Below are 13,357 nucleotides of genomic sequence, written 5' to 3'. Positions count from 1 at the left end.
TTTTTCTGGTTAAAAAATTACTAGTTTTAGCCGCTTTTAAAGTGCTTAATAACCATGATTCAGATTATACCATCAATATCTATAATAAACGGAAAGCTTACCCGATTAAAGCAGGGCGATTATTCAAGAGAAACTGTGTATCAGGATAGCCCTGTAGATATTGCAAAACAATTTGAAGATTATGGCATCCAGAAAATTCATATTGTAGACCTTGATGGCGCACGCCAGGGCTCTCCTATTAACTACCACATACTGCAAATGATTGCGGGCTATACCGACCTGAAGGTAGATTTTAGTGGGGGTATAAGAACTGACGGTGACATTTCGAAAGCCTACGAACACGGAGCTACCTCAGTAACCGCCTCTTCAGTTGCTATAAACAAGCGAGAGTTGTTTTCTTCATGGCTTATGTCTTATGGCCGCGAGAAAATTACACTTGGAGCCGATGCCAAAGATGGTAAAATAACCATCAGGGGCTGGCAAACAGCAACCAATACCGATGTAGAAGAGCATATAGACTACTTCTACATGAGGGGTATTAAATACGTGAAGTGTTCTGACGTGAACAAAGACGGTATTGAAGAGGGGCCTAACTTTGACCTTTACAAACATCTGGTTAAAACCTTCCCTAACGTACACCTCTTAGCCAGTGGTGGGGTTCGCTCTGTAGATGACATCAAGAAACTGGAAGATATTGGAGTGAAAGGCGTTATTTTCGGAAGGGCATACTACGAGGGCAACCTGACGCTCAAAGACATTGAAAGCCTGCTGAAGTAGGCTTTTTCTTTTTGGTTCTAACTCAAAACTCGTAATTCAACCGCAGGGTAATGTTGCGCCCCATCTCAGCCGAATAGTACCTGAACCGGTTCAAATAATCTCTATATTCCACATTAAAAAGGTTGGTAACCGCCAGGTTGACGCGAAGCGCTGAATTTCTAAGCCTTTTCTCCAAACCTGCCTCCAGGTTTACAAGGGTATACGCTCCGGGTACATCCAGAATATCGAAAACCGATTGATCTGACGCAAACAAGTCCGAATCGCTTTCATTAGCCTCCAAAATTTCAGCAATTGAAACCACTCGGGGTGCATTTCTCTGTCTATCTGTAAAGGCCAGTTCAAAGCCTATATGAGAAGACTCAAAGCCCTTTAAATTAAGAGCGTACTCCAAAGCAGTTGATACGGAATTGGCCGGAATATTTATAAGTGGCGATCGCAGGCGCTGGTCTTGAGCATAAATAACGGAGAGTTTGCTTTTGTTCTCCAGCCGGTCACTAATTTTATAGCTAACATCTGCATCTATTCCGGTAAGAAGCGCATCGGTTTGCCTGTATCGAAACACAGGGAAAGCACCACGTATGGTCAGAGCCACATCTTCTGGCCTTAGATAAATATAGTCTGTAATCAGGTTGATATATCCTGAAAAATTAAAAGCGAGCTTCTCCGTATTCTTTTCCAGACTGGTTATCCATTTTACTGATTTTTCACTCTCAAGTTCCGGATTCCCTTCTTCTACAGCCGCGGCACCATGATGAAGCCCCTCGCTATATAGTTCGTTGACATGAGGTGCTCTCCAGGCTGTGCCAATGTTGGTTCTTAGCTGAAGATTATTGGAAAGGAAAAACAGTGCTCCCACCGAGCCTGTGAGGTTGCTAAAATCGAACTCCGGCTTTAACAGATTGTTGTTTCGATCGAACCGTTTGATGAGGTAATGTCTAAAGTCATACCTTGCCCCGGCTTCTAATTCGTAGTTGGTTTGAATGAACCGCGAGATTACATGTGCTCCGGCAGTCCAGTTTTCAAAATCCGGAATAAGTGGTCTAATCCCCGTTTCAGGATCATTTTCATTGTTCTGATACATAAAACTTGCTCCCACATCCCATTTCCAGCTTCCCTGAGGCAACATATCAAAGTCCAGGTCGATGGTATGCGTATATAAATCGAGTGCAAGGGCAGGAATTGTAGAACGCCCTGCCCTACGAATATCGAACTCCTCTCTTCTATTAATCTGTAACCCATATTGAGCTGATAGCTCACCAATATTCTCGAGGGTCATATGCCCATTGGCCTTAAGCAACTGATGATTTACTGCCTGATAAGGATTATTTATCGTATAACTGAAATCCTCCACAAAAAGAGGCCTATCTCGTCCTATGGCCCGCTCAAGATCGGTGAGATTGCCAATGTGGGCGCTCCTCAAAATGCCAATTTCAGCATCGAAACTGCTATAGAATAGCTCTGCCCCCAAAGCATCGGTATGATACCCTGCACCAAGCGAAAAATTTCTTTCAAGGGTTCCCGTATTAGTAAGTCTGTATTGAGGTGCGCTGGCATCGCCAGCCCGTTTGTAAGTGCCCTGAAAACGCCACCCAAAACCTCTGAGCCCTTTCAGCCCTCCTTCAACAAGCATAGAGCCAGCATACATTCCGTTATTGCTCGCACCAACCATACTTGCCTTTCCTGACAATCCTTCGCTTCGGGGCAGCTCGGCCGGATTAACAAGAATAACTCCTCCAATGGCATCGGAACCATATTTAACAGCCGCTGCTCCTTTTATCAACCTCAGGTTATTTGCCACAAACGGGTCGATTTCAGGAGCGTGTTCCTGCCCCCACTGCTGTCCCTCCTGGCGGATACCGTTGTTAAGAATTAGTATTCGGTTGCTGTGCAACCCATGAATTACCGGCTTGGCAATGGTGGGACCGAATTGCAACATATTCACTCCTGATAGGCCTGAAAGGCTTTTACCCAACGACTCTCCTCCTAATTTCTCAAGAGCCTTCGCGTTTACTTCCGCCCGGGCAATTGTAGCTACCTCTTCAACCCCCTCTTCTATCACCAGTACCTCTTCTAGTTCATGTACATTCTCCTGAAGCAATACTTCAATGGTATTACCTCCCGAACTTAGGGTCAATGTATCGGAGTAAGTCTGGAAACCAACGAATCGTACAGTAAGAATAACCTCTGAAGAACACAGGCCTGAAAAATTAAAGCTACCGTTGCTTGTAGATACTTGTGAGAGTTCTGTGTTGCCTTTGAGTATGACCGTAGCAAACGGTATAGTTTCATCGGTTATAGCGGCCTTTACTTTCCCCTTGAGTGAATAGGAGCAATTCTCCTGAGCCATAAGGGCCAATGCAGATAAAAAGAAGATCAGACTATAAAGCGACCGCTGAATCATGCGGCAAAGGTATACAGCATTGCAACACTATTGCAAAAACAAAGAAAGTAATTACTTGAATGGTTGGTAAAAGAAAAGAAGTCTAGTTATCGACCTGTTTGAACTTATAGATCAGGTAGTAGATGATGTTAAAGGAAACCTCTTGTTTATTTTCCTTTGGTTTTACCTGTCCCTCAGGGGTTGTTTTATCGCCAGTATTCACTTTATTCACGGGCTGGGGTTTCGTCTTTCTCAATTCGTTGGAAGGAATATTGAAAGGTGTAGTGACTGGCTCAGATACAGATTCTTGTTCTCCCCGTTCCATAGTGCTTAAAGAATCTACGGGAGACACTTGTACATTTTCGGTTTTATCTACTGAACCTCCCTCTTCCTGAGCCAAAGCAGTCTGGTTGAGGAAAGCAATTCCTAGTAAACAGAGAGTAAAAACTGATATCTTTTGAGCCATACTTTAAATACTGGACGCCTAAATTAATCAAAAATTGTAACTAGCTTAACGTTAGGCAAATAATTTTGTTTATCTAATTACACCAATTGTCAAACCTTTTTTGTTTGTAAGTCATATGAACCTTATTGAATGGCACGATTTTGAGAAAGTGGAAATACGTGTAGGTACTGTTATTTCGGCCGAAATAAACGATTCGGCTCGTAAAAAGGCCTATAAGCTGGTCGTAGATTTTGGAGAAGAAATCGGTCATAAAAAGACGAGCGCACAGATTACGGAACGATATACTCCAGAAGAATTAATTGGTCGACAAGTGCTGGCGGTGGTTAACTTTCCTCCCAAGCAAATTGGAAAAATGATCTCTGAAGTTTTAGTTACCGGCTTTCCTGACTCGGATGGAAATGTAGTACTTTGTGCTCCTGACGTACCTGTTCCGAACGGGGCAAAACTCTTTTAAACCTGTAGCCATTGGAAATAGATCAACTGGTAGCAATCACTGGTGGCAAGTTGTTGTCTAAAACCACAACCCCCACTTTCGAAACCATTTGTTTTGACAGTCGGCAGGCCACTTTTAGAGAGACCGAGCTATTTGCAGCCTTAAGAGGGCAGCATACCAACGGACATCAGTTTATTTCGAGTCTGGCAGCACAAGGCACCCGGCACTTTCTGGTCGATGAAGAAGTGGAACTGCCAGATCATGCCAATGTGGTACGGGTTGAATCTTGTCTCCGAGCCCTTCAACAACTCGCCATTTACCAAAGAAGTGCCTTTAAGCAAACGGTAATTGGTATAACAGGCAGCAACGGCAAAACCATTGTCAAAGAATGGCTTACCGCCATATTGGCACCAACCCAATATACACTGTCCAATCCTAAAAGTTATAACTCTCAGTTGGGCGTAGCACTCTCCGTGTGGCCACTCTCCAATCGGTTTGACCTGGGCATTTTTGAAGCAGGTATTTCTAAACCCGGAGAAATGGATAGCCTGGAACTCATGATAGCTCCTACCCTCGGTATTTTCACCAACATTGGGCCTGCTCATGAGGAGAATTTCAATTCTTTAGAAGAAAAAATTCGTGAAAAGCTCAAACTCTTTAAAAGGAGTAATGTATTGATCTATGAGGCTGATCAGCAAGAACTTGCTGCAGTAATCGACAAAGTGTTTGCCGGGCATAAACTGGCGTGGTCCAGAAAAGGTCGGGCCGAGATTGAAGTAAGTCATAGTCCGGGTCAATTGTCAGTTCAATGGAATGGACAGCGGCTAACCTTTAGCACGTCCATTACAGATGAAGCCTCAATGCAAAACCTTACACACTGTATAATTGCCGCGCTCTATTGCCAAACCCCCTTGCGTAAAATTCAGGAAGGGCTTGACAAGATAAAGCCCGTGAAAATGCGTCTGGAACTAAAACGCGGTGTAAGGGGCAATCAGATTATTGACGACACCTATAACAACGATCTGGCAGGCTTGGGTAAAGCCTTAAGCTTTATGGAGCAGCAACACATGTTCCACAAAAAGGCACTAATTCTTTCAGACTTCATACAGTCCAACATTGGGAAGGCCGACCTGGAAAGTCTCAATGAGCTTCTAATGGCCAAGGGAATTGAAAAACTGTTTGCCGTTGGCCCTCAGCTAAAGGAGGCACATAGAGCCTTTCATATGGAAGCAAGGTTTTACAACAACACTGAAGCACTTCTGGAGTCGGACGACCTGGAAGACCTGAAAGATCATCTCATCTTGATCAAGGGGGCTCGTCAGTTTGCATTAGAAAGAGTATCTCGAGTGCTCACAGAGAAAGTGCACCACACAGTTCTCGAAATTAATCTGGATGCCATTCGGCACAATCTTAACTTTTACCGTTCGCTACTAAAGCCTCGCACCAAAATCATGGCGGTAATTAAGGCATTTGCCTATGGGTCGGGCAGCAGTGAAGTGGCGCGTCTTCTGGAATACAATAAGGTAGACTACCTGGCGGTGGCTTATGCCGATGAGGGTATAGCTTTGCGCAAAGACGGCATCAAAAGTCCTATAATGGTAATGAATCCCAATGTGGACGATGCCTTCAATATGATAAGGTATAGGCTGGAACCTGAAATATATTCATTGTCCCTGCTTCGTGAGTTTCATGAGGCCTACAATGCTTTTCAAAAAGAACTAGAGGTTCACCTCATTCTAAACACCGGAATGAATCGCCTGGGCTTTAACCAAACCGACCTGGAAAGTCTGAAAGAATATCTGCGCTATAATCCGGGCATTCGGGTAAACAGCATATTCTCTCATTTGGCCGCCTCCGATGAAGATGAGCACAACCATTTTACCCTGACACAGATTGAAAGTTTCAAGCAAATGGCCTCTGAGCTGTCAGCGCTTTTGAACTACAAACCGCTTTGGCATATTCTCAACTCAGGGGGTATTACACGTTTTCCTGAGCATCAGCTCGATATGGTTCGACTTGGCATTGGATTACATGGGGTGGAGGTTAATCATAAATACCAAAACCACCTGCAACGCCCTGCAGTATTAAAAACTATAATCTCACAAATAAGAAAGGTGAAAGCCGGTGAAACCATAGGCTATAGCAGGCAAGGCAAAGCTGAAAAAGACATGGTTGTTGCAGTAATTGCCATAGGTTATGCTGATGGCTATTTGAGAGCCTTTAGCCAGGGCAAGGCTTTTGTTTGCATTAAGGGACAACCAGCCCCCACTATAGGCAATGTATGCATGGACATGACCATGATTGACGTGACGGCCATAGAAGCTAAAGAAGGAGACGAGGTGATTGTGTTTGGAAACGAACCTACCGTGAGCCAACTAGCCGAATGGGCACACACCATCCCTTACGAAATACTGACCAACGTGAGTAGCCGTGTAAAGCGTGTGTTCTATTCGGAATAACTAGCCCCCGCAGCCTATATTCTTTTTCAGATCCCTATCCTTAGGCAACCCACCAAAATCCAGAGAGTCATCATCGGCAGTATAGTGCTTTACCTTACTTTCCTTCTCTTTTTCTTTTAGCTTTTTGCTCAAAGCCTTCATTTTACTTTTAGCCATACCACTTTAACCTTAACTTGACTTCAATAATTCAACTTAGCATTGAACTGGCTAAAATCACAATTTGAACCTGTAGATAATTCACCGCTCATTCTATTCAGAATTTGTTTTGGAGCACTGGTCTTTTTGGAGTGCTTTGGAGCTACACTTACCGGATGGGTAAAGAGAGCCCTCATAGAGCCTGAATTTAATTTTACATTAATAGGCATGGAATGGCTGCAACCTCCTGACGGACCGTGGATGTACGTTTATTTTTATGCCATGTCCGTTTGTGGCCTGATGATTATGTTTGGCTACTACTATCGAATGGGGGTAGGACTCTTTACGATTCTTTGGACTTTGGTGTATTGGATGCAAAAATCGCATTACAACAACCACTATTACCTCCTTATACTCCTGAGCCTGTTCATGCTTATAGTGCCGGCTCATGCCTATGCTTCAAGAGATGCAAAACGGTGGAATTCGGTAGTATCTACCACATGCCCCAGGTGGTGCATTACCATTTTTGTTGTTCAATTGTGGATAGTCTTCACTTTTGCAGCTGCTCATAAGCTGTATCCTGGTTGGCTCAACGGAGACTTCATAGCCATGAATTTTCTTGGCAAAAGAAACCGCTGGTTAATTGGCCCCTGGCTTCAAAAAGACTGGCTTCAGCAATTGGTAATTTATGGTGGTATTTTGTTCGATGCCTGTATTGTTTACTTGTTGCTCTGGAAAAAGACCCGAAAAGCAGCATTTGTACTAGCCATCGTTTTTAACTTATTCAACTCCTTAGTGTTCCACATTGGCATTTTTCCCTACCTCATGATCGCCCTCATGGTCTTCTTCTTTGAGCCGGAAACCATAAGACGCATCTTCTTTAAAAAGAAGCCTATTATCACCACAGAGAAAAGCCTTCCATCGCTCACTCCCAGTTGCATTGGCCTGGTGGCCCTTTTTGTAGTCTACTTTGCGCATCAACTTTACCTACCTGTTAGACACCATCTGTACAAAGGCGATGTGTTCTACACTGAAGAAGGGCATCGGCTTGCCTGGCGCATGATGCTCCGTTATAAATCAGGCTATACCAACTATACTGTGTACTCTCCTCAGGCCGACTCGAGTTGGATAGTTAACCCTAAACAACACCTTACCACCCAGCAGTCGGCCTCTTTGCCCGGTCATCCGGACATGATATGGCAGTTTGCACGCTACTTGCATAAAAAATACGAGAAGGAGGGTTTTGGCGATGTTGAAATAAGAGCCGAAGCTTTTGTGAGCCTGAACAAAGAACCGCTCGTTCGGCTTATTGATCCTGAGGTAGATCTGGCCAAAATGCCCTGGCAACCACTTAAACATTCCGAATGGATTTTAAGCCCTGACAAATAGTATTAAAGGTTTTGTTAAACCGTTTTTCGCAGCTAACTTGCCGCTCTTTATAATTAATCTAAATAAAGTCTTGAGAAACGTTACCCATTTAAAACTTCATGAAAAAGCCGTTATCAAAGGTTTTACTGATGAGGTACTATCGGTAAAGCTGATGGAAATGGGCTGTTTGCCGGGCACTGAAATCTCGTTGGAACTAACTGCCCCCTGGGGTGGTCCAATAGCTATTGGTGTGGCCGGGTATCAACTTTCACTAAGACGAACAGAGGCCTCAAGTATATTGATTGAAGGCTAGCAAACATGGCAGCTAAGAAAGACCTGAAAATAGCGCTTGTTGGAAATCCAAACTCTGGAAAAACTACCCTTTTCAATTTGCTGACTGGTCTCAAGCAAAAAACAGGAAACTTCCCGGGCGTTACAGTAGACAAAAAATCGGGCATTCTCAAACTGCCTGATGGCAGAATTGCCGAACTCACCGACCTTCCCGGCACTTACAGTATTTACCCGAAAACACTTGATGAACAGATTGTTCAGGAGGTTCTACTCGATCAGGATCATCCACAGCATCCGGATGTCATCATTGTTGTGGCCGATGCCTCTAACTTAAAAAGGAACCTACTGCTCTTTACCCAAATCAGGGATCTGAATATTCCGTGTGTGCTGGTGTTAAACATGATGGACCTTGCCGAAAGACGCAAGCTCAAGTTTGACCTCCGCTCATTGGCCATTGATTTAGGGGTGAAAATAGTGCCTACCAATTCAAGATCGGGAGTGGGCATAGAAACACTCAAGAACGTACTCGTTCAAGAACTAAAAACACCCAAAAAACCCTTTTATCCCGTTAAAGACCTAGCCGAGCAAACCATTGAGGAAATTAAAAGTGTTTTTAATCTCAATGAAGACTACAGAGCCTACCAGTATGCTCAGCAAAATGTACGACTGAGCTTTCTTACCGAGGCACAACGCGAAGAAATTGAGGAAATTAAGCGCAATAATGGCTTTTATGACGTACCCACACAGTCGCAAGAGGTTCTTGGTCGTTATGCCCTCATATCAGAAATTGTAGATAGAAATATTAAAACTGAGCAGGCCAATGAACTTAGCCTAACTCAGCGTATCGATAAGATAGTTACACACAAGGTATTCGGTTACGCAATTTTCGCTGCCATTCTACTGCTCATTTTTCAGGCCATTTTTGCCTGGGCAGAGTGGCCTATGGCTCTTATTGAAACCTCCATGGCCGACTTGTCTACATGGGTAAAAGAAGCCCTGCCGGCCGGAGTTATTAACGACCTCATTACGGATGGAATTATTGCCGGGCTTGCCGGAGTAGTTGTGTTCATCCCTCAAATAGCCCTGTTGTTCGGGTTTATTTCGCTCTTAGAAGAGTCGGGCTATATGTCTCGGGCTGTATTTCTAATGGATCGGATAATGAGAAGCTTTGGCCTTAACGGAAAAAGTGTTGTTCCGTTGGTCTCCGGCATGGCCTGTGCTATTCCGGCCATTATGGCCACACGAAACATTGAAAGCTGGAAAGATCGGCTCATTACCATCTTTGTTACGCCCTTTATGAGTTGTTCGGCCAGACTGCCGGTATACACATTACTCATAGCCCTTGTAGTACCGCAAAAAGATGTTCTCGGGTTCATAAATTTGCAAGGACTTGTGCTCACCTCTCTGTACCTGCTTGGCTTGCTAGCCGCCATACTTTCGGCATGGGTTATGAAATTCATTCTGAAATCTAGAGAGCGCAGTTACTTTATTATGGAACTGCCGGGCTATAAGCTCCCTAAATGGAAAAACGTAGGCCTTACGATTTATGAAAAATCTACCACCTTTGTTTTTGAGGCCGGAAAGGTAATTGTGGCCATCTCAATCATTCTGTGGGTATTAGCATCGTACGGGCCAGGAGAACGATTTAATAATGCAGAAGAGTTTGTGCTTCGTGAACTTCCTGAATCGGCTACGGAAGAGGAGTTCGAAAACGCCCTGAGTGCCTATAAGCTTGAGCACTCTTATGCCGGAAGGTTCGGAAAACTGATAGAGCCTGCCATAAAACCTCTTGGCTATGACTGGAAGATTGGCATAGCGCTTATCACTTCTTTTGCCGCCAGAGAAGTCTTTGTAGGTACCATTTCAACTATTTACAGTATTGGAGCCGATGAGGAAGACGAGCTCACTATAAAAGAAAAACTCGCCAAAGAGATTAATCCCAGAACCGGTGAAAAAATGTACACTCCGGCACTTGGCTTTAGCCTAATGGTATTTTATGCCTTCGCCATGCAGTGCATGAGTACGCTGGCCGTGGTGTATAGAGAAACGAAAGGGTGGAAATGGCCACTTATTCAAACCATATACATGAGTGCGGTGGCCTACCTGGCTGCACTGGCCACTTACAATATATTCAGCTAGTTGATATTTAGGCTCTGCAAAGTACCTCATTAATAAATCAATGCGTTGGCTATAATTAGTCAGGCATCAATTAATTAGTAGGCATTCGCCATTAATTGGGGCGGTAGTTGAGCGGAAGCCAGTCAGAAAATGCTCCCCATCGCCACCAACCACCAAAAGTAACATCCCTTGGCCTCAAAAACTGACCGGGAAAGCCAATTGGAGTTTCATGATTATTGAAAAAGATAATGGACTTTTGAAAAAGCTCTACATCTTCCAGATCCATTCCAAATACCTGGTAACTGGTTAGGCTTTGTCCGTTCGAAAACTCAATAGAGGTGCGGGCTTTTTTGTCTGTGTACTTGTAGTTTCCGCTTTTACTGGAACTACGGTAGAGTTTTTTATACTCATCGTCTTCATATTCTCCGGTATAAGTCACTTCAATATCTTGCCGGGCCTTTAATGTGTATAGGTATTCTTTGTCTGTTTTTTCTACCTGAATAATCTCACTCACCGGAGCCGGATTAAGGGGGGTGGTATACTCTGAAGTGACAGAGTCGTAGTTTATGACATTGATCTTAAAACCTTCCTGGTCCAGCTTTCCCGTAATTAGGGCATTGAGGAAATGCTGCACAGAACCCTTATAGGCTTTCTCCCGGGCTTCTTCCCAGTTGCGATATTGCCTGCGCGACTTAGGCTCCAGCTCCTTAAACTGAGCTTTGCCAATGTTCATCTTCAAACCATTTTCAAACCTGAACTCTTCGAGCAAATAACTAACCCTAAACCCAAGGGCCCTATTTTCGACAAAAAGCATGTCTTCGGCAGTCACTCGGTAGTTATCCAAACTGTCGAGTATTTCAAACTCCAAAACTTCGGGATTAACAATCACACAACTTTTGGCGTTTTCAGACTTTCCCAAAAACTCTTCTTCGAATCGTTTGAAGAGTCTGCGCGCCTCACGGGTCTTTCGCCTTCGCGCTTTGCCTATTACCTGTATACTTTCCAGAGCAATTGGGTCTATCTTCATTTCAATAATGAACCTACGATCTTCAACCTCCTGCTTGTAATTAAAAGGAATAGATTTTGACTCATAGCCCACATAAGACACCACAAGGTTAAACCCGATATCAGGTATATTCTCAATCACAAAATTGCCATCTAAATCAGTAGCCACCCCTAGGGTACTGTTATCGATAAACACATTGGCAAAGGGCAATGGCTCCTGAGTTTCAACATCAACCACCTTTCCCTGAATTTTTCGTTCGCTATAAATGCGTTTGAGAATAATTATTGTGCCTTGTACTTCGCGGTAATACAAGTTCCCCTTTGAAAGCAAATCGTCTAACAAGAGCCTCAAAGAAACGTTCTCATACCTTTCTGTAATGCGGGTATCTCGCGGAATAATATTGCTGTTATAGGAAAAGCTGAGGCTTACCTCCCGGTTGAGTTGCCGTAGGGCATTGGGAAGTGACACATCATCGAACTCAATAGAAAGCTTGTGGTCAAGAACAGAATTCTGATTGTCTTGAGCAGTAATTTTAATAGCAACGAATAAAAGTAGGGAAACAATGATGTTTCGATGCATGTACCAATTTAATGAGTACAGCCAACACCATCTAATTTTATACGATTTTCTTTAACTCTGGAAATAGTCATAGAGGGGAAGGTGGCTTCTAGTATTTCAAGCGCTTCATCCAACGACTTATCTTTTACATTTTGAGAAATCCGGCAATCGCGAATATCTTCTGCCACTTCTATTTTCACCCAATAGGTTTTTTCAAGGTCTCTGGCCACTTCGCTCATGCGTGCGTTTTCAAAAATAAGCTCTCTTGTCCACCAGGCCGCGTAGTTTTTATTCCGCACCTTGTCCCGAACCATTTTTGTTCCATCGGCCGAAAGCACGGCTTTTTCTCCGGCTTCTAATACCTGCTCTTCTCCTTTGGCTTTCTTAGATCTAAAGCCCACTTTTCCGGAAGATACATTGACCTCTACCGCTTCTGCCTCATAGGCTCTAACTTCAAAGCTGGTACCCAAAACTTCTACCTCACTGTTTTCGGTAGAAATAACAAAAGGCAACGATTCATTCCTCACCACATCAAAATTAGCTGCACCGGTGAGAGAAATATTCCTGTTGGTTTTGCCAAAATCTTCATCGTATGTTACAGTAGAAAAAGCATTGAGCTTCACCGAGGTGCCATCGGGCAAGGTAAGCTCTTTAATTTCGCCCGATGAAGCCACTGTAGCCAATTGTTCGGCAGTGGTTTTTTGGGCAATGTTCTGCCAGCCTATATAGCCAAGAGCGGCAATAAACACTATGCTTGCGGCAATTTTTAAGAAAGAGAATCGGCCCTTTTCTGCAACCAACGATCGCTGCTTAGTGGTTTGCTGAGCCACTTTCTCCCAGGCCTGTCGGGTGTTTAAATTCAAGGAAGGTTGATTGGTACGACCAGAAATCTCCCAGGCAGCAATGGTTTTTTGCACCTCATTGCTGAGTTGTTCATCAAGAAGCAATTGCTCTTCAAATTTGCTTCTTTCTTCGGCTCCCATCTCATCAGCCAAGTATTTGGCTATCAACTCTTCCATTGTATTTTGTATCTACAATAATCTGACAATTTTAGGCACGCTTACCCCTACATTAAAGTTATAATTGGTAAAAAAAACATCAGGTAGTCACTTAAACTATCCCTCAGTATCCTTAGTGCCTTACCCATGTGCACTTCAACCGTTTTTTTCGAAATCCCTAATTCTTCTGCAATTTCGTGATATTTAAGCCCTTCTTCCCTGCTCATACGGAAAACCCGCTGACACTGTGGAGGAAGACTTTCCAGCGCATCGTCAATTCGCTTTTGCAATTCAAAATCGGGTTGATGGCTCACAAAGTTTCTTCTCACCTCCTCAATACGTTCTTGCTTACTGGCTACGTGCCGAGC

Annotated in this window: 12 protein-coding genes; 6 read left to right on the top strand and 6 right to left on the bottom strand. The window is 43.8% G+C overall.

Translation table 11 applies throughout. The annotated features are described in order from the left end of the window. Nucleotides 1–54 precede the first annotated feature (54 nt). Nucleotides 55–777, top strand: coding sequence for a HisA/HisF-related TIM barrel protein (locus B3763_RS00405; protein WP_189629193.1), 723 nt, complete (start codon nucleotides 55–57; stop codon nucleotides 775–777). Between the two features lie 22 nt (nucleotides 778–799). Here B3763_RS00405 and B3763_RS00400 read toward each other — a convergent pair whose 3' ends face one another. After that, the gene (locus tag B3763_RS00400; RefSeq protein WP_286742445.1) at nucleotides 800–3,178 is read right to left on the bottom strand and encodes a TonB-dependent receptor; all 2,379 of its coding nucleotides are present in this window, start codon (nucleotides 3,176–3,178) and stop codon (nucleotides 800–802) included. Nucleotides 3,179–3,260: 82 nt separating this feature from the next. Then, nucleotides 3,261–3,623: a hypothetical protein gene (locus B3763_RS00395; RefSeq protein WP_286742443.1), complete on the bottom strand. Its 363-nt coding sequence runs from the start codon at nucleotides 3,621–3,623 to the stop codon at nucleotides 3,261–3,263. A gap of 115 nt (nucleotides 3,624–3,738) precedes the next feature. On the opposite strand from B3763_RS00395, the gene B3763_RS00390 reads away from it, so the two are divergent. Together B3763_RS00390 and B3763_RS00385 are read left to right on the top strand one after the other, a co-directional pair. Continuing rightward, nucleotides 3,739–4,077, top strand: coding sequence for a tRNA-binding protein (locus B3763_RS00390; RefSeq protein WP_189629190.1), 339 nt, complete (start codon nucleotides 3,739–3,741; stop codon nucleotides 4,075–4,077). A gap of 11 nt (nucleotides 4,078–4,088) precedes the next feature. After that, nucleotides 4,089–6,515 carry a bifunctional UDP-N-acetylmuramoyl-tripeptide:D-alanyl-D-alanine ligase/alanine racemase gene (locus tag B3763_RS00385; protein WP_286742439.1) on the top strand — a complete coding sequence of 809 codons (2,427 nt, stop codon included), beginning with the start codon at nucleotides 4,089–4,091 and terminating at the stop codon, nucleotides 6,513–6,515. On the opposite strand, the gene B3763_RS00380 is transcribed toward B3763_RS00385, so the two are convergent. Continuing rightward, a complete protein-coding gene (locus B3763_RS00380; protein ID WP_286742437.1) occupies nucleotides 6,516–6,671 on the bottom strand; it encodes a hypothetical protein in 156 nt (51 codons plus the stop codon). Nucleotides 6,672–6,713: 42 nt separating this feature from the next. Between B3763_RS00380 and B3763_RS00375 the strand changes: the two genes are divergently transcribed. The 3 genes from B3763_RS00375 to feoB all read left to right on the top strand — a co-directional run bounded on the left by B3763_RS00375 (nucleotide 6,714) and on the right by feoB (nucleotide 10,448). Continuing rightward, nucleotides 6,714–8,039, top strand: coding sequence for an HTTM domain-containing protein (locus B3763_RS00375; RefSeq protein WP_286742435.1), 1,326 nt, complete (start codon nucleotides 6,714–6,716; stop codon nucleotides 8,037–8,039). Nucleotides 8,040–8,109: 70 nt separating this feature from the next. Next, a complete protein-coding gene (locus tag B3763_RS00370; protein WP_229838535.1) occupies nucleotides 8,110–8,331 on the top strand; it encodes a FeoA family protein in 222 nt (73 codons plus the stop codon). A gap of 5 nt (nucleotides 8,332–8,336) precedes the next feature. Beyond that, nucleotides 8,337–10,448 (top strand): ferrous iron transport protein B, encoded by a 2,112-nt coding sequence (feoB, locus tag B3763_RS00365; RefSeq protein WP_286742432.1) that lies wholly within the window; start codon nucleotides 8,337–8,339, stop codon nucleotides 10,446–10,448. 91 nt (nucleotides 10,449–10,539) lie between these two features. On the opposite strand, the gene B3763_RS00360 is transcribed toward feoB, so the two are convergent. The 3 genes from B3763_RS00360 to B3763_RS00350 form a co-directional block, all read right to left on the bottom strand. After that, the gene (locus B3763_RS00360) at nucleotides 10,540–12,012 is read right to left on the bottom strand and encodes a carboxypeptidase-like regulatory domain-containing protein (protein WP_189629186.1); all 1,473 of its coding nucleotides are present in this window, start codon (nucleotides 12,010–12,012) and stop codon (nucleotides 10,540–10,542) included. A gap of 8 nt (nucleotides 12,013–12,020) precedes the next feature. Beyond that, the gene (locus tag B3763_RS00355) at nucleotides 12,021–13,010 is read right to left on the bottom strand and encodes a FecR family protein (protein WP_286742429.1); all 990 of its coding nucleotides are present in this window, start codon (nucleotides 13,008–13,010) and stop codon (nucleotides 12,021–12,023) included. A 47-nt stretch (nucleotides 13,011–13,057) separates the two neighbouring features. Continuing rightward, nucleotides 13,058–13,357 (bottom strand): sigma-70 family RNA polymerase sigma factor (locus B3763_RS00350; protein WP_286742427.1); only part of this gene is annotated, 300 nt, incomplete at its 5' end.

This window comes from Roseivirga sp. UBA1976, assembly GCF_002336325.1.
Taxonomy (GTDB): domain Bacteria; phylum Bacteroidota; class Bacteroidia; order Cytophagales; family Cyclobacteriaceae; genus Roseivirga; species Roseivirga thermotolerans.
Note: the sequence above shows the minus strand (reverse complement) of the source record. Positions and strands in the feature narration are given on the sequence as shown.

Excerpts from the sequence above, each read along its gene's own strand:
- B3763_RS00405 (WP_189629193.1), top strand. The coding sequence starts at position 55 with ATGATTCAGATTATACCATCAATATCTATAATAAACGGAAAGCTTACC.
- B3763_RS00400 (WP_286742445.1), bottom strand. The coding sequence starts at position 3,178 with ATGATTCAGCGGTCGCTTTATAGTCTGATCTTCTTTTTATCTGCATTG.
- B3763_RS00395 (WP_286742443.1), bottom strand. The coding sequence starts at position 3,623 with ATGGCTCAAAAGATATCAGTTTTTACTCTCTGTTTACTAGGAATTGCT.
- B3763_RS00390 (WP_189629190.1), top strand. The coding sequence starts at position 3,739 with ATGAACCTTATTGAATGGCACGATTTTGAGAAAGTGGAAATACGTGTA.
- B3763_RS00380 (WP_286742437.1), bottom strand. The coding sequence starts at position 6,671 with ATGGCTAAAAGTAAAATGAAGGCTTTGAGCAAAAAGCTAAAAGAAAAA.
- feoB (WP_286742432.1), top strand. The coding sequence starts at position 8,337 with ATGGCAGCTAAGAAAGACCTGAAAATAGCGCTTGTTGGAAATCCAAAC.
- B3763_RS00360 (WP_189629186.1), bottom strand. The coding sequence starts at position 12,012 with ATGCATCGAAACATCATTGTTTCCCTACTTTTATTCGTTGCTATTAAA.
- B3763_RS00355 (WP_286742429.1), bottom strand. The coding sequence starts at position 13,010 with ATGGAAGAGTTGATAGCCAAATACTTGGCTGATGAGATGGGAGCCGAA.